At 70.2% G+C, this 20,815-nt stretch carries 22 protein-coding genes and 2 pseudogenes; 18 read left to right on the top strand and 6 right to left on the bottom strand.

Annotated features, from left to right (window positions below; translation table 11 throughout):
* Window positions 1-16: 16 nt before the first annotated feature.
* Window positions 17-1,243 (bottom strand): DnaJ domain-containing protein, encoded by a 1,227-nt coding sequence (locus PSC72_RS23630; protein ID WP_274323871.1) that lies wholly within the window; start codon window positions 1,241-1,243, stop codon window positions 17-19.
* 158 nt (window positions 1,244-1,401) lie between these two features.
* On the opposite strand from PSC72_RS23630, the gene PSC72_RS23625 reads away from it, so the two are divergent.
* The 8 genes and pseudogenes from PSC72_RS23625 (at window position 1,402) to PSC72_RS23590 (ending at window position 8,657) form a co-directional block, all read left to right on the top strand.
* On the top strand, window positions 1,402-1,788 hold the full coding sequence (locus tag PSC72_RS23625) for a RidA family protein (protein ID WP_274323870.1): 387 nt from the start codon (window positions 1,402-1,404) through the stop codon (window positions 1,786-1,788).
* A gap of 36 nt (window positions 1,789-1,824) precedes the next feature.
* Window positions 1,825-2,727 (top strand): 1,4-dihydroxy-2-naphthoyl-CoA synthase, encoded by a 903-nt coding sequence (locus tag PSC72_RS23620; RefSeq protein WP_274323869.1) that lies wholly within the window; start codon window positions 1,825-1,827, stop codon window positions 2,725-2,727.
* Window positions 2,728-3,022: 295 nt separating this feature from the next.
* Window positions 3,023-3,550: a hypothetical protein gene (locus PSC72_RS23615; protein WP_274323868.1), complete on the top strand. Its 528-nt coding sequence runs from the start codon at window positions 3,023-3,025 to the stop codon at window positions 3,548-3,550.
* A gap of 284 nt (window positions 3,551-3,834) precedes the next feature.
* Entirely contained in the window at window positions 3,835-4,791 is a 957-nt protein-coding gene (locus PSC72_RS23610) for a 1,4-dihydroxy-2-naphthoate polyprenyltransferase (protein ID WP_274323867.1), read from the top strand.
* A complete protein-coding gene (gene menC / locus PSC72_RS23605; RefSeq protein WP_274323866.1) occupies window positions 4,788-5,852 on the top strand; it encodes an o-succinylbenzoate synthase in 1,065 nt (354 codons plus the stop codon). The genes PSC72_RS23610 and menC overlap by 4 nt, the downstream gene beginning before the upstream one ends.
* A gap of 38 nt (window positions 5,853-5,890) precedes the next feature.
* Window positions 5,891-7,469, top strand: a pseudogene (locus PSC72_RS25670) (class I adenylate-forming enzyme family protein).
* Between the two features lie 68 nt (window positions 7,470-7,537).
* Window positions 7,538-8,286, top strand: a pseudogene (locus PSC72_RS23595) (NRDE family protein).
* 26 nt (window positions 8,287-8,312) lie between these two features.
* Complete coding sequence (locus PSC72_RS23590) at window positions 8,313-8,657, top strand: helix-turn-helix transcriptional regulator (protein ID WP_274323865.1); 345 nt, start codon at window positions 8,313-8,315, stop codon at window positions 8,655-8,657.
* A 558-nt stretch (window positions 8,658-9,215) separates the two neighbouring features.
* Here the strand turns inward: PSC72_RS23590 and PSC72_RS23585 are convergent.
* The 4 genes from PSC72_RS23585 to PSC72_RS23570 form a co-directional block, all read right to left on the bottom strand.
* A complete protein-coding gene (locus PSC72_RS23585; protein WP_274323864.1) occupies window positions 9,216-9,668 on the bottom strand; it encodes a hypothetical protein in 453 nt (150 codons plus the stop codon).
* Between the two features lie 40 nt (window positions 9,669-9,708).
* Window positions 9,709-10,053, bottom strand: a complete 345-nt coding sequence (locus tag PSC72_RS23580) for a hypothetical protein (RefSeq protein ID WP_274323863.1) — start codon at window positions 10,051-10,053, stop codon at window positions 9,709-9,711.
* Window positions 10,050-11,072: a DUF7490 domain-containing protein gene (locus tag PSC72_RS23575; RefSeq protein ID WP_274323862.1), complete on the bottom strand. Its 1,023-nt coding sequence runs from the start codon at window positions 11,070-11,072 to the stop codon at window positions 10,050-10,052. The genes PSC72_RS23580 and PSC72_RS23575 overlap by 4 nt, the downstream gene beginning before the upstream one ends.
* Window positions 11,073-11,150: 78 nt before the next feature.
* The gene (locus tag PSC72_RS23570) at window positions 11,151-11,906 is read right to left on the bottom strand and encodes a DUF2797 domain-containing protein (protein ID WP_274323861.1); all 756 of its coding nucleotides are present in this window, start codon (window positions 11,904-11,906) and stop codon (window positions 11,151-11,153) included.
* A 155-nt stretch (window positions 11,907-12,061) separates the two neighbouring features.
* On the opposite strand from PSC72_RS23570, the gene PSC72_RS23565 reads away from it, so the two are divergent.
* Window positions 12,062-12,523, top strand: a complete 462-nt coding sequence (locus PSC72_RS23565) for a YbhB/YbcL family Raf kinase inhibitor-like protein (RefSeq protein ID WP_274323860.1) — start codon at window positions 12,062-12,064, stop codon at window positions 12,521-12,523.
* A gap of 40 nt (window positions 12,524-12,563) precedes the next feature.
* On the opposite strand, the gene PSC72_RS23560 is transcribed toward PSC72_RS23565, so the two are convergent.
* Window positions 12,564-13,487, bottom strand: a complete 924-nt coding sequence (locus tag PSC72_RS23560; RefSeq protein ID WP_274323859.1) for an NAD-dependent epimerase/dehydratase family protein — start codon at window positions 13,485-13,487, stop codon at window positions 12,564-12,566.
* A gap of 160 nt (window positions 13,488-13,647) precedes the next feature.
* On the opposite strand from PSC72_RS23560, the gene PSC72_RS23555 reads away from it, so the two are divergent.
* From PSC72_RS23555 to PSC72_RS23515, 9 genes are all read left to right on the top strand, one after another.
* On the top strand, window positions 13,648-14,313 hold the full coding sequence (locus PSC72_RS23555; RefSeq protein ID WP_274323858.1) for a DsbA family protein: 666 nt from the start codon (window positions 13,648-13,650) through the stop codon (window positions 14,311-14,313).
* A 128-nt stretch (window positions 14,314-14,441) separates the two neighbouring features.
* Complete coding sequence (locus PSC72_RS23550) at window positions 14,442-14,990, top strand: tRNA (cytidine(56)-2'-O)-methyltransferase (protein ID WP_274323857.1); 549 nt, start codon at window positions 14,442-14,444, stop codon at window positions 14,988-14,990.
* A gap of 106 nt (window positions 14,991-15,096) precedes the next feature.
* Complete coding sequence (gene tfe, locus PSC72_RS23545) at window positions 15,097-15,627, top strand: transcription factor E (protein WP_274323856.1); 531 nt, start codon at window positions 15,097-15,099, stop codon at window positions 15,625-15,627.
* Entirely contained in the window at window positions 15,627-16,313 is a 687-nt protein-coding gene (locus tag PSC72_RS23540) for a DUF2110 family protein (protein WP_274323855.1), read from the top strand. Before tfe ends, PSC72_RS23540 begins: the two co-directional genes overlap by 1 nt.
* The gene (locus PSC72_RS23535; protein ID WP_274323854.1) at window positions 16,310-17,098 is read left to right on the top strand and encodes a DUF5803 family protein; all 789 of its coding nucleotides are present in this window, start codon (window positions 16,310-16,312) and stop codon (window positions 17,096-17,098) included. The genes PSC72_RS23540 and PSC72_RS23535 overlap by 4 nt, the downstream gene beginning before the upstream one ends.
* Before the next feature lie 120 nt (window positions 17,099-17,218).
* Window positions 17,219-17,911 carry a competence/damage-inducible protein A gene (locus PSC72_RS23530; RefSeq protein ID WP_274323853.1) on the top strand — a complete coding sequence of 231 codons (693 nt, stop codon included), beginning with the start codon at window positions 17,219-17,221 and terminating at the stop codon, window positions 17,909-17,911.
* A 249-nt stretch (window positions 17,912-18,160) separates the two neighbouring features.
* Complete coding sequence (locus tag PSC72_RS23525; RefSeq protein ID WP_274323852.1) at window positions 18,161-19,243, top strand: ATP-NAD kinase family protein; 1,083 nt, start codon at window positions 18,161-18,163, stop codon at window positions 19,241-19,243.
* Between the two features lie 180 nt (window positions 19,244-19,423).
* Window positions 19,424-20,476 (top strand): phosphate uptake regulator PhoU, encoded by a 1,053-nt coding sequence (locus tag PSC72_RS23520; protein ID WP_274323851.1) that lies wholly within the window; start codon window positions 19,424-19,426, stop codon window positions 20,474-20,476.
* Window positions 20,477-20,583: 107 nt separating this feature from the next.
* Window positions 20,584-20,781, top strand: coding sequence for a DUF7525 family protein (locus PSC72_RS23515; protein ID WP_274323850.1), 198 nt, complete (start codon window positions 20,584-20,586; stop codon window positions 20,779-20,781).
* The last annotated feature ends 34 nt before the right edge of the window (window positions 20,782-20,815 follow it).

The following is a 20,815-nucleotide window of genomic DNA, read 5'->3' as shown; positions in this document are numbered from 1 at the left end:
TCTCGGCCCCTCTCCGTCACGGCCGCACCAGTGAGTAGGTCAACACCGAGAGTCCGAGCGGGACCCACGTCGCGACGAGGCCGACGACGCCGACCAGGGAGAACAGACTCACGCCGGGGACGGCGATCAGGACGACCGGTACGAGGACGCTCCAGAGCCCGTAAATCGCGATCGCGGCTTCCGGAATCGACAGGAGGTACGCGAACGTCAGGAGCGTGCAGACCGCGATGGCCACCCGCGCGGCGAGGGGGAACCGCGGATAGAGCACGCTCCCGACGAAGAAGGGGTAGAGGAAGAATATCGACCCGAGGATGACGAGCGACTGGCCCTTCGGGAACAGGCGGCTCGGGCGGAGCCGACGCGTGCGCTCGGAACCCTGGCGGACGGCCCACGCGCCCGTGGACTGCCAGGCGTTCCAGGACCAGTCGGCGTTCGGTCCGTCGGTCGACCCGGCCGCGGCCTGCCGCTGGGCGGACGGCGACCCCTCGTCCGCCGCCGTCCCGCTCGACTGCCAGGCCGGGCCCGTCGAGTCGCCCCGCGATCGAGTCGTCCCGTCGCCCGGCGATCGAGCCGTGCTGCCGCCGGCCCGTGCCGCGCCGCCGTTCGACCGCCCGACGCCGCTCCCGGCCGCTGCCGATCCGGTGTCCCCGTTACCCGCACCGTCGCTCGCTCCCGCACCGTCGTTCGCCGCTCGTTCCGTTCCACGGCCGCCGGTCGGGCCCGTACGACCGGCGTCGGAGCCGTCTTCCCAGCGACGGCCGCGGCCGCGTGACTCCCGGCGGCGGCCGGACCGTCGGCCGCGCTGCTGGGACCCGCGCCACGTGCTCTCGCCCGGGCGATCCGTCTCCCCGGTCCCCCGACGCTGGCTGCCCGCAGCCCACTCGCTCCAGCGCCCGGTCGAATCTCGCCTGGTCGAACCGCTCTGGTCAGAATCTGAACTCGTGCCGGCCCCCGAGGTCCGAGCCGAGCCCGCCGCGTGTCCGCGACCGTTCGGGGTCGTGCTGGACCCGCTCGGGCTCTCGCCCGTGTAGGTCTCGTGGCCCAGTCGGTCGTAGCGGGCGCGCTCGTCCTCGTCGGTGAGCACCCGCTTCGCCTCGTTGAGCCGCTTCGTGCGCTCGCCGGCGTCCACGTCGTCACTCACGTCGGGGTGGACCCGCTTGATGGCCTCGCGGTAGGCCGTCTCGATCTCCTCGGTGCTCGCGTCGTCGGCCACGCCGAGGAGGTCGTAGAACGTCTCTGTCATGGCGAGCGCTGGGTGAGTACGCCGACTTCGGAGGCCGACGCTAAAACGCCTGCGGCCCAGTATCGTCCGAGATAGTCGGCGCCGTCGGACAGTTCCGGCCGACGAGCCCCGCCCGCGCGACCGCAAGACCGAGGTGTCCGCCGCGTCAGTCGGCTCACATGTCGCGCCAGACCGTTTCGAGCGGGACCGAGTGGGAGTCACACGTGGGCTACTCGCGAGCCGTCGCCGTCGACGGCCAGGTCCACGTCTCCGGGACCACCCCGGTCGACGAGGACGGCGAGGTCATCGGCGACGGCCCCTACGAACAGACCGAGGCCGCGCTGGAGATCGTCGAGGCCGCACTGGCGGAGACGGGCGCCTCGCTGTCGGACGTGGTCCGCACCCGGATGTACGTCACCGACATCGACGACTACGAGGCGGTCGGGCGGGCCCACGGCGAGGTCTTCGGCGACGTCCGCCCCGCCTCGACGATGGTCGAAGTCAGCCGCCTCGTCGACGACGACCTGTGCGTCGAGGTAGAGGCGACCGCCGTCGTGACCGACTGAGGAATCTTTTTGCGCGGTCCGACCCGAGCACCGGCCATGGTTTCCGAGATCTTCGACCCCGGCCGGTGGGAACCGGTCGAGGCGTTCGACTTCCGCGATATCACCTACCACCGCGGAACAGCCGTCGACGCCGTCCGCATCGCCTTCGACCGCCCCGCAGTCCGCAACGCCTTCCGCCCCGGCACCGTCGACGAACTCTACACCGCGCTCGACCACGCCAAGCGCCAGTCCGATATCGGCTGCGTCCTCCTGACCGGCAACGGCCCCTCGCCGAAAGACGGCGGTTGGGCGTTCTGCGCCGGTGGCGACCAGTCCGTCCGCGGCGACGAGGGGTACGAGTACCGGGGTGACGACGGCGAGAACGAGACCCAGAGCGCCGCGGAGGCCGGGCGCCTCCACATCCTCGAAGTCCAGCGCCTCATCCGCCACATCCCCAAGCCCGTCGTCTGCGTCGTCCCCGGCTGGGCCGTCGGCGGCGGCCACTCCCTGCACGTCGTCTGCGACCTCACGCTCGCCAGCGAGGACCACGCGAAGTTCCTCCAGACCGACCCGGACGTGGCCTCCTTCGACGCCGGTTTCGGCTCGGCGTACCTCGCTCGCCAGGTCGGCCAGAAGAAGGCCCGCGAGATATTCTTCCTCGGCAAGACCTACGACGCCGAGGAGGCCGCCGACATGGGCATGGTCAACGAGGCCGTCCCCCACGAGGACCTCGAAGACACCGCCCTCGACTGGGCCGACCGGATCACCAGCAAGTCACCGATGGCCATCCGCATGCTCAAGTACGGGTTCAACGCGGCCGACGACGGCATGGTCGGCCAGCAGGTGTTCGCCGGCGAGGCGACCCGCCTCGGCTACATGACCGACGAGGCCAAGGAGGGCCGCGACGCCTTCAACGAGGGCCGCGACCCCGACTTCGACGACTACGACTGGTATTACTAGGGGTCATCTTTTCCGCCCCGGTTTCCTCGCGCGCCAGAGGCGTGCTGCGGAAACCCGGGCGGCAATAACATGAGTGAAAAAACGCGAGCGGCAAAGCCGCTCACGTGAACCGGCGCCGAAGGCGCCGGACAGACACGCTACCAGGATGCTCAGTTCGCACGCATACCGCGCTGTTACCTCACGGCGGTCAGAACGAGGATGGCGTCCGTAATTCGATCGATCCCTGTCTTTCATCCGACATCGGATCCAGAGTCGCCGCCGTAACGTTCTCCCGATTCGCGGCCGAAAACCGGGTATGGCCCAGTCCGTCGAGCGACGGCTCGGATACCGCGTCCGTCGAGCTATCGGCCCCTGGCTCGACCGGGCGGTCCGATCGGTGGTGCCTGAGACGTATCGCGTGTATCCCAGCGCATACGCCGGGACGATCGAGCGTCCGATAGAGGACGTGGAGTCGCGCCTCTCGGAGTACGGGTTCCGCTGGAACCCGGTGAGCATGTACCACTACACCCCGCTCGGCAACCAGACGAACGGGAGCTGGGTCTACCGGGACTCGCCGTTCGCGGACAGACAGCTCCACGCCGTACTCGTCAGGCAGGCACGGGGCCGAATCGACGTGTACGCACACGAGGAGTACAACTGGCGCCGGCACCCGCTGAAGCACCTCCGGGACGCGGGCATCGACCGGGACCGCGGCTCCGAGCAGATGCGCCGGGTTCTCACCGACCTCGACGCCGAGTACGTCGAGGAGTCGTACGTGCGCCGGAAGGTCGCGCATCTGCGGCGGCGCGTCCGTCGGCGACTGGCATGTGGGGCGCTCGGCTGATCGCGGGACAGCCCTTACCCGCGTGGAGGCACAACTAGCGAGCGGAGGGAACTCGGTCCAATGCCAGACATGCCCGACTTCCCAACGCCCGACGACGAGGACGAGAAGGCACCGGATCGACAGAGCATCATCGACAGGATTCTCGGCGACGGCGACCCGACGCCCGGCTGACGTCGGCCGGTTTCACGGCGTCGGGACGCGTCGCCTCGTCGGTAGTTCTCCGCCGGTCCGCCCACCGCGGCGGATGCCAACTTTGACACTCGACGGGTCCCGAGTAGCCGGTAATGTCGACTGCAGACGCGCAGGTCTCGAAGACGCGGGCGTGGCTGATGGCCGCGCGGCCCCAGACCCTCCCCGCGGGGTCGGCGCCGGTGATCGTCGGCGCGGGGCTGGCTTTCCACGATGAGGTGTTCACCCCAGAGACCTGGCTCGCGGCGCTCGTCGGCGCGCTCCTGATCCAGGTGGGGACTAACTTCGCGAACGACTACTACGACGCGATGAAGGGAGCCGACACCGACGACCGCGAGGGGTTCACCCGGGTCACCGCCGGCGGACTCATCCCGGCCGGGCGGGTCAAGTGGGCGATGGTCGCCACCTACGGGCTCGCGGTCGTCGTCGGGGTCCCGCTCGTCGCCGTCGGCGGCCTCCCCATCGTCGTCGTGGGCCTCTCCGGCATCGCGGCGGGCGTCCTCTACACCGGCGGACCGTTCCCCTACGGCTACCGCGGCCTCGGCGACCTCTTCGTGTTCGTCTACTTCGGCGTCGTCGCCGTCACGGGTACCTACTACGTCCAGGCGGTCATGTACGCGCCAGTCGGTCTGTTCCCGACCGGGATCCCACCGGAGACACTCCCGGTCGCGGCCGTGGTCGCCAGTCTCCCCGCCGCGGCCCTCTCGACGGCGATCCTCGTCGTGAACAACATCCGCGACAGGGAGAGCGACGCCGCCGCGGGGAAGCGGACCCTCGCGGTGAAGCTCGGCTACCGCTGGAGCCGCGTCGAGTTCCTCGCCCTCGTCGGGATGGCCTACGTCGTCCCGGTGGTCTTCGCGCTCGACCCGGAGTACGGGCAGTGGGCGCTCGCGCCGCTCCTCTCGCTGCCGCTCGCGGCGATAGTCTCGAAGACCGTGCTCGAACGCACCGACGGCGAGGCGCTCAATCCGGCGCTCGAACGGGTGGGCCAGACGCTGTTCGTCCACTCGCTCCTGTTCGCCGGCGGACTCGCCGCGCCCGCGCTGCTATGAGCGGCGACCGCTCCGCGTCCGTCCGGTCGTTCTCGCTGCCGCTGGAATCGCCGCTCTCGACCTCCGCGGGCGACATCGACGAGCGCTCCGGGTTCGTGGTCCGCTACGACCACCGCGGCGAGACGGGAATCGGCGAAGCCACGCCGCTACCGGGATGGACCGAGTCGCTGGCCGACTGCGAGGACGCGCTCGACCGGGCGCTCGCAGCGGGGGCGGACGGCGACCACAGCGCCGCCCTGCTCGAACTCGACGCGGACGAGGCCCGCGCCGCACGCCACGGGTTCGCGACCGCGCTCCTCGACGCCGACGCCCGGGCCGACGGCCTCCCGCTCTATCGCTGGTTCGACGACTCGCGGACCGTCCACCGCGTCCCCGTCAACGCGACCGTCGGCGACGCCGACCGCGAATCCACGGTCGAGCGGGCCGCTGCGGCCATCGACCGGGGATTCGACTGCCTGAAACTCAAGGTCGGCGCGCGCTCGGTCGACGCCGACGTCGAGCGAGTGCGGGCGGTCCGCGAGGCCGTCGGCGTCGACGTGACACTGCGGCTCGATGCCAACGGCGCCTGGACTCGCGAGGAAGCCCAGCGAGCCCTCGACGGAGTCGGTCCGGTCGGCGTGGCCTACGTCGAGCAGCCGCTGCCGGCGGACGACCTCTCGGGCCTCGCGACCCTGCGCGAGCGGAGCGACGACGTCGACATCGCCGTCGACGAGACGCTCGCCGAGCGGTCGATGGCCGCGGTGTTCGACGCCGGAGCGGCCGACGTGGTGGTACTGAAACCGATGGTCCTGGGCGGCCCCGGCACCGCGCACACCCTGGCGATGCGGGCCCGCGAGGAGGGGATCGAACCCGTCGTGACGACGACCGTCGACGCGGTCGTCGCGCGCACCGCCGCGGTCCACGTCGCCGCCGCTATCCCGGACGTCGCCCCCTGCGGACTCGCGACCGGCGAACTGCTCGCCGAAGACCTCGCGCCCGATCCAGCGCCGGTTTCGGAGGGGGCCATGGCTGTCCCGCAGGACCCCGGCATCGGCATCGACGCGTCCGAGGTGGGACCGTGAGCCTGCCCGGACCCGCCGAGTGGCCGGTCGACGACCCCGTGAGCGACCCGTCCAGCGACCTCCTCCGCCAGCGCGCCGCGTCGACACCGGACGCGACGGCGGTCGTCGACGCCGACGAGGGGACCGAGTGGACGTACCGAGCGTTCGACGAGCGCGCGTCCGCTCGCGCCGCTCGGCTCGCCGACCGGTTCGACGGCGACGCCGGCGACCCGTTCGACGCCGCGGGCGGCCGCGTCGGCTCCTGTTCGGGACGCGTGTCGCCTTCGCCGACTGCTACTTCGCGCTCGGTCGCCTCGGGGCGAGCGCGGTTCCGCTGAACGCCGAACTTCCGGCCGAACGGCTCCGAGCGCAGGCGTCGCGAGCCGACGTCGACCTACTGATCTGCGGGAGAGCGACGGAGGGACTGGCGGCGGAGGCGGCCCCGTCGGACGTGCCGGTGGCGTCGGTCGACGATCCGGCGTCCGACGAGGTCGCGTCGCTCCACCTCGGTCTGACAGCGACCGGCGAGTCGGTCGACGCCTCCGCCGAGCGCCCCGTCACCGGCGAGCGGCCGCTCGACGCAGAGCGCGTCGTCATGTTCACCTCGGGCACGTCGGGGGACCCGAAGGGCGTGCGACTCACTCGGCGGAACCTCGTCGCCAGCGCCGTGGGGTCGGCACACCGCCTCGGCGTCGACCCCGACGACCGCTGGCTGGTCTGTCTCCCGACGTACCACATGGGCGGGCTCGCGCCGCTCGTCCGCTCGACGCTCTACGGCACGACGACGGTGATCCAGCGCGAGTTCGACGCCGACGCGACCGCCCGCGTCCTCGACGAGTTCGCGATCACGGGCGTCTCGCTCGTCCCGACGATGCTCACGCGACTCCTCGACGCCGGTTGGACCCCGGGTGACTCGCTCCGGTTCGTCCTGCTGGGCGGCGCGCCAGCCTCCGCGACCTGATCGAGCGCTGCGGAGACCGCGGCGTGCCGGCCTACCCGACCTACGGGATGACCGAGACGGCGTCGCAGGTGGCGACCGCGACGCCCGACGAGTCCCGCTCGCATCCCGACACGGTCGGTCGGCCGCTGCGGAACACGACCGTGACGGTCATCGAAAGTGGGGACGACGGGCACTCCCCCGTGGACCCGGGCGAATCAGGCGAACTCGTCGTCGCCGGACCGACGGTGACGCCCGGCTATCTGGATGCCCAGCAGACGGCGGCCGCGTTCGGCGAGGCGGGATTTCACACCGGCGACCTGGGCTACGCAGACGAGGACGGCCGCCTCTGGGTCGTCGGGCGCGTCGACGACGCCGTCGTCACCGGCGGCGAGAACGTCCATCCCGCCCGCGTCGCCGACGCGATCCGCGAGATAGACGGAATCGACGACGCGGCGGTCACCGGCCTCCCCGACGAGGAGTGGGGCGAGCGCGTCGCCGCACTGGTCGTCCCGGCCGAGGATTCGACCGGATCCACCGCGCTCACAGCAGCGGCGGTCCGCGAGGGCGCCCGCGAGCGTCTAGCGGACTTCGCCGTCCCGAAGACCGTCGCCTTCGCCGACGAACTCCCGCGGACCCACTCCGGGACCGTCGACCGCGACGGAGTTCGAGAGCGACTCGCCGCCGCGCGGACCGACTGATCCGTCCCGGTCCGCGATCCGGTCGCCCCGCCGCGACGTTTAATCCCGTCCCTCGCGTACGCCGAGTCGTGTGCACGCTCGTCTTCGCCTGGCAGGTCTTCACCGACGCGCCGGTCGTCGCGGCGGCCAACCGCGACGAGGCGCTCGGCCGGCCCTCGACGCCACCGGAAATCGTCGAAGAGTCGCCGCGCGTCCTCGCGCCGCGCGACGAGGAAGCCGGCGGCACCTGGATCGGCTACAACGAACGCGGCGTCTTCGTCGCGATCACCAATCGCTGGACTGGTGCCGACGGCGAGGCCACGGCCGAGCGCTCCCGCGGCCTGCTCGTCCGGGACGCGCTCCGGCAGGCCTCCGCCGAGGAGGCCGCTCGGTTGGTCGAGCGCGAACTCGACGACCGCCGGTACGACGGCTTCAACCTCGTCCTCGCCGACGCGAACGCGGCGCTGCTCGTCGAGTGGGACGGCGACAGCCGCCGGGTGCGGAACTTCGACCCGGGCGTCCACGTCGTCGTCAACGTCGGCGCGGACGGCGAGTACGCGATCCCGGAAGCCCGCGCGGAAGCGGAGAGGCGCAGGCGCAGAACGCCGGGAAGGTGGCGACGGCGCTCCAGGTCGAACCCGGAGAGACGAGCAGCTCGTGGCTCGACCGCGCGGCGGACGTGATCGCCGACCACGAGTACGGCGTCTGCGTCCACCGGGACCGCTTCGGGACGCGCTCGTCGTCGCTGATCGAGATCGGTCGCGAGGGGTCCCGGTACCGGTACGCCGACGGGCCGCCCTGTGAGACGGCCTACCGGGACGTCGACAGCCAAATTTAAACGGCCCAAACACGGACCGTACTGGTATGGCTGCTGCCGAGGAAGACCTCAACGAGGACGAGCGCGCGGGACTGGAACTCATCCGGGAGACGGGTGGCATCCACCAGAGCGACTTCTGGAAGGAACTTGACGTCGGGTCCCGCAAGGGCAGCCGGATCGCCGACTCGCTGGCCGACCAGGACCTCATCCAGCGCGAGGAGACGGTCTACAACGGCCACAACACCTACTACCTGGAGCCCGCGGCCCGCGACCTGGACTTCTCGCTGCTGATGGCCGGCGACATGCTCTCCCCGTTCGTCGGCGACGACGAGGTCAACGCCCACAGCGACACCTTCTCGCAGTTCGTGATGAAGCTCGCCTACGAGGACTGACGCCCGCGAACCGCGCGATTTCGCCGCGAACTCGCCGCTCGTCGTCGGCGCTCGAACGCACCGCCCAACAGCCATGCATGGCCCCGACTGGTGGCGGGACGGCCGGGCCGTCGTCCGCCCGTTCGGCCACCGCCACGGCGACCCCGTCGTTCGACGTATCGGCGACCGCGACCTGTTTCTGGGGAACGTCCACGCCGCGGATCCGGACCGGACCGACCGGTCGTTCGACGCCGTGCTGTCCGCGACGCGCGAGCCACAGCCGTCGACGACGCATCACCGACCGCTCGTCGACGGTCCCGAGGCCGACTGGCCGGCCTTCGAGGCGGCCGCGGACACGGCCTGTCGTCTCCTCGGGGAGGGGTCGCTGCTGATCCACTGTTCGCACGGCGTCTCGCGGAGCGCGACGCTCGCGGCCGTCGCGCTGGCGATCAGGACCGGTCGGTCGTTTCGGGAGGCGCTGTCGACGGTCCAGTCGGCGCGGCCTCCCGCCCAGCCGCACCCGGCGCTGCACGAGCAGCGGTCGTCTATCTGGCGGAGAAGAGCGACTGAACTACGCGTTCAGTCTTCGAGCGCGTCGGCGATGCGGCCGAGCTCGCGTCGGGCGTCGTGGACTTCGTCGCGCAGTTTGCGGACCTCGCGGACGAGTTCCTCGTCGGTCTCGGAGGACTCTTCCTCTCGACCGCGGCCGCCCGGACCGCCGCCCATGCCGGGCGGGCCGCCGGGGCCGCCGCCGCCCATCATGCCGCCCATCATCTGTGCGAACGGGTTGCCGCCGCCGCCACCGCCCATGCCGGGCGGGCCGCCGCCGCCCATCATCTCTTCCATGCGCTCCTCGCGGCTCATGCCCTCGCCGTCGTCGTCGCCCTCTTCGGCGCGTTGCTGGCGGATCTCCTCGACGCGCTCGCGGAAGGACTTCGATTCTCCGTCGCCGTTGTCCTCGCCGCCCTCGGGAGCCTCGTCTGTCGACTCCTCGGCGGGCGCGTCGCTCTCGTCGGAAGGATCGTCTGCCATAGTCTCGCTTCGCCGCGGCGTCCCAAAAGGGTTGTCGTACTCAGGCGATGCGTCGGACGAGCACCGAGATGCCCAGCGCCGACGCGACCAGCACGAGCAGGTTGAACACCGCCTGGAACACCGGGACGAAGTCCGCGCTGAACCACACCCGGATCGCCTCCGAGGCGGCGAAGTAGAACCTGAACGTCGCGACGAGCGCGAGCAGACACAGGATACCGAACGCCGCCCACTCGACGTAGGCCAATAGATCGCGGCCCTCGGGCTCGCCGGTCGCTGTCGCTCCGCCGTCGGTCGAGCGCTCGACCGCCGCTGGCTCGGACGACGGGTCGTCCGTCGTCGCGTCGGTTCGCCCTCCGGTCGCGTCGTCGGTGTCGGTGTCAGTCATTGGTTCCTCCGTGCCGCGAGCGCGGCGAGTCCGACCAGCGCGGCGAGCGCGCCGACCGCCCCGAAGCCCGGCCCGCCTCCGCTCTCGGTGGGCATCGGAGTCGCCCCCTCCGACCGGTCAGGCTCCGGCTCGGGGGTCCCCGCGAAGTCGCCGGCCTGGAAGTCGACCTCCTCGCGGGTGGTGTTCTTCGGGACGGGTCGGCTCGGGTCGAGCATCGCCGAACCGGTCACCGTGTCCACGAGGACGCCGTCCCGATAGAGGAAGGCGTCGAGGTAGTAGTTGTAGTTCGACGGCACCTTCAGGTCGGCCGTCTCGTTGACCGTCCGGCCGGGATCTATCTCGTCGACGCGGACCGACGTGCGGTCGGCGATGATATTCGACTCCACCTGCCGGGCCACCACGACGAGTTCGAGGCCGCCGGCGGGCCCGCTCCCGCGGTTCGTCAGCGCCGTCGCGGTCCGCAGTGTCGTCCGGTTGTTCCGCTCGATGAGCGACTGCGCGGCGATGACCGGGGGGCTCGTCTCGCCGCCTTCGAAGCGCTCGAAGCCGACGCTGGTCTCGGCGTAGTCCGGCGTCAGCGAGTCGACCCCGCTGACCCGCGTGCTCCCGGTCTCGATCCGGCGGCCGTCCTCGTAGACGCGGATGTCGAGGCGGTAGCCGCCCTGGCGGTCGACGGTGACGTTCATCCGGGTCCGCACCTCGCGGTCCCCGCTGATAGTGCCCAGGTCCTTGCGCACGGTCGTCGCGACGAGACCGGTGTCCGTGTCGACGGCCTGTACCTCGACGGTGACGTTCTCCGCGTCGCCGCCGCGGTGGTCCATGCGTACGTCCAGCGACAGCTCGGCGCGCTCGCCGCCGACCTCGCCCGCGGCGACGCGGGGTTCCTGGAGGGACAGTCTGCTCGGCCGGACGTCCTCGTCGGTCCGCTCGGCGAGCGCGCCGGGGCCTAGCGCGACGAGGCCGACGGCGGCCGCGACGAGCAGGAGCGCGAGGACGCCCAACCACGCTTCTCGATTCACGTTCGCCAGCGCTCTCCGGTCCGGTAAATGTTTTGTGTGCGACAACTGGGTGGGGATCGGAGACCGGGTGGGTCGCGCTTACCCGAACGCGCCGAGGCTCGACTGCAGGTTCCTGTCGCTCTGTCCCGATTCGAGGTCGTGGCCGACCAGGTCGCGCATGTCGACGGCGTAGGTGCTCCCCCCGTTGTCGAGTAGCAGCACCCTACCTTGCACCCCCCTGACAGTCCCCGAGGCGAGCGTCTCCGACACGGGTCGGTCGGAAAGATCGAAGCCGTAGTCGAACTCGAACGTCTCGACGGGGTCGAAGTCGGCGACGAGTGCGTTCCAGGCGGCCTCGTCGACGGCCTCGTGGAGGCCCCGGACCTTCGTCGGGACGCGGACCCGGTCGCCCACGTCGGTCGCGATCTCGGCCTCGATCTGCCGGGCGACGCGGCCGTCGGCGACCGTCCGGAGGTGGGCGGCGCGGTCGGCGCCCTGCTCGCGCAGGCGGGTGTCGAGGCGCCAGGAGCGCGTGACGCCGACCTTGAACGTCTCGGACGCGAAGGCGGCGAGGTAGATCGCGTGTTCCTCGCGGCAGGACTCCAGCGGCAGCGAGCACTCGCCGGTACAGCGGGCGCAGGGCCACCGGTACGTGTGGTCGTCACAGTACGGAGCGTCGGGGTCGGGACACGGGGTGTGGGTGCCGTCGTCGATCACGCCGGCGCAGTGGCGCTCGCCGAGCGAGTAGGCCAGTTCCGTTCCGGGATCCAGCGACTCGGCGGTGACCGCGCCGTCGCGCGCGACGAGCAGCGCTGGAGGCCCGTCGACGCCCGTCTCGTACCCCACGACTTGCACGCTCGCGGGTTGGCGGTGGCCGGATATAGGCGTGGCGCTCGCCGCCGGGCGCCGGCGATCCCCACCGAGTCGCCCGATTCCGGGCCCCGCGACCCGGCCGAACGGTGGGGCGGCTTTATGCGTCGGGCGCTCCACGGCTCGTGATAGAGGATACCATGGCGGACCTACAGCTCACGAGTCCGGCGTTCGACGACGGCGGCCGGATCCCCGAGAAGTACGGGTACGCGGAGGACAACGTCAACCCCCCGCTGGAGATCGCGAACGCGCCGTCGAGCACGGAGTCGTTCCTGATCGTCGTCGACGACCCCGATGCGCGCGAGCCCGCCGGCCAGATCTGGGACCACTGGGTCGTCTGGAACGTCGACGGCGACACCGAGTCGATCCCGGAGGGCTGGGACCCGGAGAGCGACGGCGCCGTCGCCGGCGAGAACGACTACGGCGAGACGGGATGGGGCGGACCGAATCCACCTGACCGCGAGCACACGTACCGATTCCTGCTGTACGCGCTGGACGACACGCTCGACCTCTCCCGGGACGCGACGAAAGACGACGCCTACGACGCCGCCGAGGGAAACGTCGTCGACAAGTCCCACCTCGAAGGGACCTACGAGCCCTGAGACGGTTCGGTCGCGGAAGCGCGGCGCGAACTACGGCCGCTCACTCCGCGAGTAGCTCCCGGGTCGCTCGCCTGACCGCGTCGTCGCTGGACCCCTCGGGCTCCCAGCCGAGGGCGGAGAGCTTCTCGATGGAGAGTCGCATCCGCGGCACGTCGCCGACCCACCCGCGGTCGCCGCCCGTGTACTCGTAGTCGGGGTCGAGGCCCATCTCCTCGCTGACGATGTCGGCGATGGTCGTCACCGAGGTGGTCGTCCGCGTCCCCAGGTTGTAGACGTTGAAGTCGTCGCTCGCGCGCTCGACGACGTGGCACATCGCGTCGACGCAGTCCTCGACGTGCATGTACGACTTCTCCTGGCGGCCGTCGCCGAGGATGGTGAGCGACTCGGGGTCGTCGTCCAGTTTGTCGATGAAGTCCGGGATCACCGCGCCCAGTTGCAGGCGCGGGCCGACGATGTTGGCGAAGCGGTAGACCCAGACGGTGAAGTCGTGGCTGTGGGCGTACACCGAGAGGAGGCTCTCCTCGCCGAGTTTGCTCGCACCGTAGATGCTGATCGGTTCCAGCGGCGCGTAGTCCTCGGGCGTCGGTCGCGGCGCCTCGCCGTAGACCGTCGAGGAGGAGGTGAACGCGATGTTGTCGACGCCGACCTCGTCCATGCGCTCGATGACTGTCTCGGTGAGGCGGTTGTTGAAGCGGTACTGGTCGACGTCGTCGGCGGCCGCGTTCTTGTTCGCCGCGAAGTGGAAGACCCCGTCGACGTCCTCGGTGATCGCCTCCGCGGCGACGTCGGGGTCGGTCAGGTCGCCCTCGACGACTTCGACGCCGTCGGGGAGCCACTCGCGCTCGCCGTTCGAGAAGTCGTCGACCGAGACGACCTCGTTGTCGTCGACCAGTCGGGCACAGAGGTGCGAGCCGACGAAGCCCGCCCCGCCGGTGACGACCAGTCGCTTGCCGGAGAGATCCATACCCGAACGTCGTCCACTGCCGACATGTGCGTTCCGGTCACCAGGCGGGCGCAGACGTAGGCGCCTCCGATCGGTCGCGGCCGGTCGCGGCCGGTCGGCTCCGGCTCGCCCGAACGTGTGACCGACAGTCGTATCAATCGCACGGAGCTAGCAGCCACACATGCAGGATTCGGGGAGACGTACGGGGAGCAGACGGCGGTTCCTCGCCGGTGCGGCCGCGACCGTCGCCGCGGGGCTGGCCGGCTGTGGCGGGCTCGTCTCACAGCCCGGGAGCGGCGGGACGGCGACCGCGCGGGACGTGTCGCTCCCGGCGCCGACGCTGGGGAGCGATGACGCGCCCGTGACCGTGGGCGTCTACAAGGACCTGGCGTGTCCGGCCTGTCGCCAGTTCAACGCGCAGGTCAAACCGAACATCGCGAGCGAGTACGTCGAGCAGGGCGTCGTCCGGTACGAGCACTACGACTTCCCCCTCGACATGCACGAGCCGCAGTCGTACACCGCCGCGAACGCGGCGCGGGCCGTCCAGCACGAGGCGGACGACGAGACCTTCTTCGCCTTCACCGACCGGCTGTTCGACAACCAGTCCGACCTCGGCCCGGGGACGTACGCCGACCTTGCCGACGAGGAGGGCGTCGACGGCGACGCCGTCCGGTCGGCCGCCGAGGGGCGGACGTTCCGGACGGTGATCCGGGAGGACAAACAGCAGGGGATCGACGCGGGCGTCCGCGGCACGCCGACAGTCGTCGTCGACGGGAGCATGCTCGACGGGTTCGGGTGGGGGACGGTCCGGTCCGCGATCGAGAGCGCGCGTCCGGACGGCGGATGAGCGGAATGCGGACGGAAGGTGAGCGGGACCCGGACGGCGAGTGAATCGGTCGCAGGCGGTTCTGAATCTCGTCGCCGGCCGGATTTCCTTCGGAAGGCTCCTAAACGGGGCTCGCGTAGCCGCGGAGCATGAACGACGAACCCGAAGTCGCCGTCTTGCGCCTGGGGCATCGGCCGGGCCGCGACGACCGGATGACGACCCACGTCGGCCTCACCGCGCGGGCGCTCGGCGCCGACGGCGTCGTCTTCGGCCCCGAGGCGTCCTCTCCCGCCGACACCGTCCGTGACATCACCGACCGCTTCGGCGGCCCGTTCGACGTGGAGGTCACCGACTCGCCCAAGGCGGTCATCCGCGACTGGGACGGCGTGGTCGTCCACCTCACGATGTACGGCCTGCCGGTCCAGGACGTGGAGGGCGACCTCCGGGACGCGCTCGACGACCGCACGCCCGTCCTGTTCGTCGTCGGCGCAGAGAAGGTCCCGTTCGACGTGTACGAGCGGGCAGACCACAACGTCGCCGTCACGAACCAGCCTCACTCCGAGGTAGCGTCGCTGGCAGTCACGCTCGACCGGCTGTTCGACGGCCGCGAACTCGACCGCGAGTGGGAGGACGCCGACCGAACCGTGGTCCCGAAGGAGACCGGCAAGAAGGTCGAGGACACGAGCGGCGAGCGGTGAGCGGGCGATTCCGCGGCTGTCGGGACCGGCCGCGGGCGCGGGCGGACGGAGCCGGAAGCTCCGTCGTTCGGTGCTTTTAAACGCCTCACGCACTGAGAACACCGTAATGGCGTTTGACGACCTTCTGGAGGACCCCGTTATTCAGAAGTACCTACACGAGCTGGTCGGCCCGAAAGGGATGCCGGTGGCGGCGGCGCCGCCGGACGGCGAGGTGACCGACGAGGAGCTCGCCGAGGAGCTCGGGCTGGAGCTCAACGACGTGCGGCGGGCGCTGTTCATCCTCTACGAGAACGACCTGGCGAGCTACCGTCGCCTGCGCGACGAGGACTCGGGGTGGCTCACGTACCTCTGGACCTTCGAGTACGAGAAGATCCCCGAGCAGCTCGAATCGGAGATGTACCGCCTGCTGGAGGCCCTCGAGGAGCGCGAGGACTACGAGAAGGACAACGAGTTCTACCTCTGTGAGACCTGCGGCATCCGCTTCGAGTTCGGCGAGGCCATGGAGTTCGGCTTCGAGTGCCCCGACTGCGGCAACCCGGTCGAGGCGATGGAGAACACGCGCCTGGTCGACGCCATGGAGCGGCGCATCGAGGAACTGCGCGACGAACTGAACGTCGACCGCGGAACCGAGGCCTGATGGTCGTACTCGCAACCAAGGTCTACGTCGAGGGCGACGCCCGCGAGCGCTCGCTCGACTCGCTGCGCTCGCTGGTCGACAACACCGTCGGCGACCTCGACGTGTCGTTCACGGTCGGCCTGCGCGACGACGAGTTCCCGACCGTCACCGTCGAGGGCGACGACGCGACTGTCGCGCGCAACGCCCTCGCCGAGGAGTGGGGCGAGCTGACGCCGGAGTTCGAACCCGGCGAGGAGTACGTCGGTACGCTCGACGCCTGGGACGACGACGGGTTCGTCTTCGACGTCGGCTTCGGGAACGAGGTGCGGATCCCCGCCGACGAGATCGGTCTCGGCCAGGGGACCCCCGAGCAGATCCGCACGCGGTTCGGCCTCGTCCAGCACCTCCCGATGCGCTTCGTCGCGGGCGACCCCGCGGAGGGCGAACCGGCGCGCCTCGCCGACGCGGAGCGGGACCGCCTCTACGAGTGGACGCGCGGGAACGGTCGCGTGAACGTCAACTCGGCGACGCGGGCGGAAGCGCGCGCGACGGTCAACCGCGCGGGCCACGCCCAGGACATCGTCACCGTCGAGCGCCTCGGGCTTCTCGAACAGAGCATCGTCTGCGGCGAGGAGACCGACCCGCCCGGGCTCCTCGCGAGCATCGGGCAGTACATGCCCTCCGAACTCCTCTGCGTCGTTCCATGAGGCGCCGACTGGTTCCCGCCCTGGCGCTGCTCGCGGTACTGGTCGCCCTGGCCGGCTGCACCTCCCCCTTCGGTGGCGGCCCGGACCAGACCGAACTCAACCGGAACGCCAGTTACGACTGGGACACGAACGCGACGACGACCTACAACGTCTCCAGGGGCCAGTTCACCGGCGTCATCGCCGTGGAGAACCAGTCGTACATCGAGCTCTACCAGCGCGACGAACTCGGCACCGAGGAGCCGTTGCAGATCGCGGCGTTGCGCTTTCGCTTCCCCAACGGGACCGTCGTGAAACCGGCCAACCGGTCGAATCTCGGCGTCGAGCACGGCCAGTCGCGGGCGAACGTCACGCTCCCGCAGGCGGGCGGTCAGGTGGCGTTCACGGCCGAGCGGCCCAACGCCAAGCGGTTCGCGACGCCGCTGTTCGTCGACTCGCCGCACTCGGTCGAGGTGACGCTCCCGCCGCAGGCCCGGGTCGGCGTGCCGCTCCTCTCGAAGGTGTCACCCGGCGACTACACGACGCCGCTGAACGAGGAGACGGGCCGGATGACGGTCCGCTGGAACGAAGTCCAGCGCGGTCCGATACTCGTCAGGTACTACCTCGCGCGTGACCTGCTGCTGTTCGGCGGCGTCGGGGGGATCCTGACGCTGGTCGGCATCGGCGGCGCGCTCTACTACCTCCGGCAGATCCGCGTCCTCGAACGCAGGCGCGAGGAGATCGGGTTAGACGTGGAGACGGAGACCGACGAGTTCGACGACGACGGCCCGCCGCCGGGGATGCGCTGACTTGGGCTAACTGACTGCGGGCTGACGACGCCGGACGCACTGACCGCGGACGGGCCGAACGGGGCGTGACGGACGGCTCGAAGCGGGCGACCTTTTACGGGTACGGTTCCTACGGCGGGTATGCGCGTTGCCATCGTCACGGTCGGCGACGAGTTGCTCGTCGGCGACACCGTGAACACCAACGCCGCCTGGCTGGGGGAGCGACTGCACGAGCGCGGCGTCGACGTCGAGCGGGTCACGACCCTGCCCGACCGCGTCGCCGACATCGCCCGCGTCGTCAACGAGTACCGCGCGGAGTACGACGCCGTGCTCGTCACCGGCGGCGTCGGCCCGACGCACGACGACGTGACCATGGAGGGGGTCGCCGCCGCGTTCGGTCGCGAAGTCGTCGAGAGCCAGGAGGTGCTGGACTGGCTGGAGGCCGAAGGCGGGTACGCCGCCGACGACCTCGCCGAGGGGACCGCGGAGATTCCCCGTGGCGCTCGACTGCTCGAAAACCCCGAAGGCGTCGCGCCGGGGTGCGTGATCGGGAGCGTCTACGTCCTCCCGGGCGTCCCCACGGAGATGAAGGCCATGTTCGAGACGGTCGCCGACGACTTCGCCGGGGAGGTCAAACACGTCGCGACCGTCGTCGCGGACGAGCCCGAGAGCGCGCTGCTCGACCGCATCGACGACCTGCGACGGACGTTCGACGTGACCGTCGGGAGCTACCCCGGCGACTCCGTGCGCATCAGGATTCAGGGCGACGAGGGCGAGGTCGAGGACGCCGCGGCGTGGCTGCGTGACCGTGTCGACGCGCCCGACGCGGAGTGAGTTTCTCGGTCCGTTCTACCGGTAGAGGACCTTCCACCAGATCGCGGTCAGGACCAGTCCGCCGAACAGCAGCACGTACCCCGCGAGATTGACGAGTCCGCCCTGCACGCCTTCCTGCAGTGGGATGAACATGGCCGTGCTTTCGGACCGTCCGATGTAAAACCGCCCGATTTTCCGCCGCGGTCCACCCCTGGGGTCGCTGTCCGTCGATGCGGGTCGCTTTTGACCGGTCCTCGCGTAGCACGGACGATGCGACGGATCGGCGTGGTCGTCAACCCGATCGCCGGCATGGGCGGGCGAGTCGGGCTGAAGGGCACCGACGGGAAAGTCGACGAGGCGCGCGAGCGCGGGGCCGAACCCCGCGCACCCGAGCGGGCGCGGGCGGCGCTGGACGCGCTCGCGGAGACCGATGCCAGCGTGGAACTGCTCGCGTTCGCGGGCCCCATGGGCGAAGACGCCGCCCGCGCGGCTGGATTCGATCCCGTGGTCGTCGGCGGACCGGAGAGCGAGCAGTCGGGAACGGCCGAGACTACGGCGGCCGACACACGTGCGGCGGTCCGGGCGTTCGTTGACGCGGAGGTGGACCTCATCCTGTTCGTCGGTGGCGACGGCACGGCCGTGGACGTGGCCGAGACGCTCGGCGACCTCGATAGCGAGATCCCTATCCTCGGCGTGCCGGCGGGCGTGAAGATCTACTCTTCGGTGTTCGCGGTGCGTCCGCGGGAGGCCGGGATCGTCGCGGCGTCGTTCGACGACGTGGAGACCGGCGAAGTCAACGACGTGGACGAAGACGCCTATCGAGCCCAGGAGGTCTCGACCGAGTTGCGAGCCATCGCCAAGACGCCGGTCGCCGACGAGCGCCAGGCGAGCAAGCAGACCGGCGGCGGGACGGTCGAGACGCTCGCCGAGGGGGTCGCCGAGGAGGTCCAGCCCGGCGTGACCTACGTCCTCGGGCCCGGCGGGACGGTGGGGGCGATCAAGGCGAACCTCGGCTTCGAGGGGACGCCGCTCGGCGTCGACGTGTGGCGAGACGGCGAGGTGGTCGTCCGCGACGGGAGCGCCTCGGACATCGGATCGGCACTCGGTGACCGCAACGTAGTCGTCGTCTCGCCTATCGGCGGCCAGGGGTTCGTCTTCGGCCGCGGCAACCAGCAGATATCGCCCGACGTGATCCGCCGCTCGGGGGTCGAGATCGTCGCCACGCGATCCAAACTCGACGACCTGGACGTCCTCCGCGTCGACACGGGCGACCCCGACCTGGACGCCGAACTCCGCGGTTGGCACCGCGTCCGGGTGGGCCGCTACGAGCGCCGCCTCGTGAAGATCGAGTGACCGAAGCGGGGTCCGACCGCGTTCTACGCCGATCGAAGCGCTCCGTAGCCGCGGGTGTGTCACTCCCTCAGCGGGAGGGCGGATGATTCCTGGACGTGTGTCCAGGAAGCGTAATAGTATTCAGACGAATATTATACCGTGTATGGATACAATTAAGGTCGCGAGAAGATAAGGAAGGGTATGGAAACACGGAAAGTCCAGCGGCTGGGTCCGTCGACGCTGGCGATGACCTTGCCTGCGAAGTGGGCCAAAGAGCACAACGTCGAGAAGGGCGACGAGGTCTCGCTGCGGATGGGCGGCAAGGGGACGCTCACCGTCATGCCCGAGTCGGTCCAGGGCGAGGAGTCCGAGGCCATCATCCACGCCGAGGACCTCAACGCCGACGCCCTGGAGCGGGCCATCCTCTCGCAGTACGTGCTCGGCCGGCGCATCATCCACGTCGACGCCGGCGAGAACGGCACGCTGGAGAGCTCGCACATCAACGCCGTCTACAACGCCGAGACGCAGCTCATGGGCCTCGGCGTCGTCGAGGAGACGCCCGAGCGCATCGCCATCCGCTGCTCGGTCGACCCGGAGGACTTCAGCCTCGACAACCTCCTCGAACGGCTGGAGAGCACGGGCTCGACCATGCGGAACGAGGCCGTCAAGGCGCTCGCTCACGGCAACCCCGATCTCGCTCAGCGCGCGCTGAACCGGGAGCGACAGGCCAACAAGATCTTCGTCCTGCTCCTGCGGCTCATCTTCACCTCCTACCAGAACCCGAACCTCGCGCGCGCCGTCGGCCTGAACGACGGCTTCCCGCTCATCGGGTACCGCTCGATCGCGAAGAACCTGGAGCTGACCGCCGACAACGCGGAGGACATCGCCGAGATCGCCCTGGAGACCGACGGCCACTCGCTGAACGTCGACTCCTCGACGATGCGGCGGATCCGGGAGTTCACCGACCAGGTCAACGAGATCACCGAGCGGGCCGTCGAGGCGGCCGTCGAGCGCGACTACGACATCGCCATCGAGGTCCGCGAGATGTTCGCCGAGGTGGGCGACCGCGAGGCCGAGATCCTCTCCGACCTCGACGAGATGTCCAACGAGGACGTCCTCCAGGTCCGCGAGGTGCTCGTGAGCCTGCAACAGACCGCCCAGTACGCCGTTCGGAACGCGGAGATCGCGACGAACCTCGCCCTCAACGAGGAGTCCGAGCACACGACGATCCAGTCGGACTCGACCGGCGACTGAGACGGCGTTTTCAGTCCGGCCCGGCGGGTAGTCGGTCCGCGACCTCGATCTCTCTGGGCTCGGTAGGATCCCGTTGAATTAAGTACTGAGTGACGGAAGAACCGGGCATGACCGAGGCAGCCACAGGGACGGACATGAGCATCGGGCTGGGACTGGCGTTCGCAGTCCTCGCGGTCGTGGGCGCCGTCGGGATGCTCGTCGGGTACCACGACCAGATCGTCGCGGGCTGGAGTTTCGCGCTGGCGATGACCGCCGGCGTGCTCTCGATCGCGGGCATCCACCTCTACGGGCATCGGAACGCGTAAGGAATTGTTAAGGGCGTTCGAGACCTACAGAGAG

Origin of the sequence: Halosimplex aquaticum (assembly GCF_028747785.1) — an archaeon.
Taxonomy (GTDB): domain Archaea; phylum Halobacteriota; class Halobacteria; order Halobacteriales; family Haloarculaceae; genus Halosimplex; species Halosimplex aquaticum.
The sequence above is the reverse complement of the archived record's forward strand: the minus strand, read 5'-3'. Positions and strand labels throughout refer to the sequence as shown.

Bases quoted from the DNA above. Each gene is read 5' to 3' on its own strand.
- PSC72_RS23630 (WP_274323871.1), bottom strand. From the start codon at position 1,243: ATGACAGAGACGTTCTACGACCTCCTCGGCGTGGCCGACGACGCGAGC.
- PSC72_RS23625 (WP_274323870.1), top strand. From the start codon at position 1,402: ATGTCGCGCCAGACCGTTTCGAGCGGGACCGAGTGGGAGTCACACGTG.
- PSC72_RS23620 (WP_274323869.1), top strand. From the start codon at position 1,825: ATGGTTTCCGAGATCTTCGACCCCGGCCGGTGGGAACCGGTCGAGGCG.
- PSC72_RS23615 (WP_274323868.1), top strand. From the start codon at position 3,023: ATGGCCCAGTCCGTCGAGCGACGGCTCGGATACCGCGTCCGTCGAGCT.
- PSC72_RS23610 (WP_274323867.1), top strand. From the start codon at position 3,835: ATGTCGACTGCAGACGCGCAGGTCTCGAAGACGCGGGCGTGGCTGATG.
- menC (WP_274323866.1), top strand. From the start codon at position 4,788: ATGAGCGGCGACCGCTCCGCGTCCGTCCGGTCGTTCTCGCTGCCGCTG.
- PSC72_RS23590 (WP_274323865.1), top strand. From the start codon at position 8,313: ATGGCTGCTGCCGAGGAAGACCTCAACGAGGACGAGCGCGCGGGACTG.
- PSC72_RS23585 (WP_274323864.1), bottom strand. From the start codon at position 9,668: ATGGCAGACGATCCTTCCGACGAGAGCGACGCGCCCGCCGAGGAGTCG.
- PSC72_RS23580 (WP_274323863.1), bottom strand. From the start codon at position 10,053: ATGACTGACACCGACACCGACGACGCGACCGGAGGGCGAACCGACGCG.
- PSC72_RS23565 (WP_274323860.1), top strand. From the start codon at position 12,062: ATGGCGGACCTACAGCTCACGAGTCCGGCGTTCGACGACGGCGGCCGG.
- PSC72_RS23560 (WP_274323859.1), bottom strand. From the start codon at position 13,487: ATGGATCTCTCCGGCAAGCGACTGGTCGTCACCGGCGGGGCGGGCTTC.
- PSC72_RS23555 (WP_274323858.1), top strand. From the start codon at position 13,648: ATGCAGGATTCGGGGAGACGTACGGGGAGCAGACGGCGGTTCCTCGCC.
- PSC72_RS23550 (WP_274323857.1), top strand. From the start codon at position 14,442: ATGAACGACGAACCCGAAGTCGCCGTCTTGCGCCTGGGGCATCGGCCG.
- tfe (WP_274323856.1), top strand. From the start codon at position 15,097: ATGGCGTTTGACGACCTTCTGGAGGACCCCGTTATTCAGAAGTACCTA.
- PSC72_RS23540 (WP_274323855.1), top strand. From the start codon at position 15,627: ATGGTCGTACTCGCAACCAAGGTCTACGTCGAGGGCGACGCCCGCGAG.
- PSC72_RS23535 (WP_274323854.1), top strand. From the start codon at position 16,310: ATGAGGCGCCGACTGGTTCCCGCCCTGGCGCTGCTCGCGGTACTGGTC.
- PSC72_RS23530 (WP_274323853.1), top strand. From the start codon at position 17,219: ATGCGCGTTGCCATCGTCACGGTCGGCGACGAGTTGCTCGTCGGCGAC.
- PSC72_RS23525 (WP_274323852.1), top strand. From the start codon at position 18,161: ATGCGACGGATCGGCGTGGTCGTCAACCCGATCGCCGGCATGGGCGGG.
- PSC72_RS23520 (WP_274323851.1), top strand. From the start codon at position 19,424: ATGGAAACACGGAAAGTCCAGCGGCTGGGTCCGTCGACGCTGGCGATG.
- PSC72_RS23515 (WP_274323850.1), top strand. From the start codon at position 20,584: ATGACCGAGGCAGCCACAGGGACGGACATGAGCATCGGGCTGGGACTG.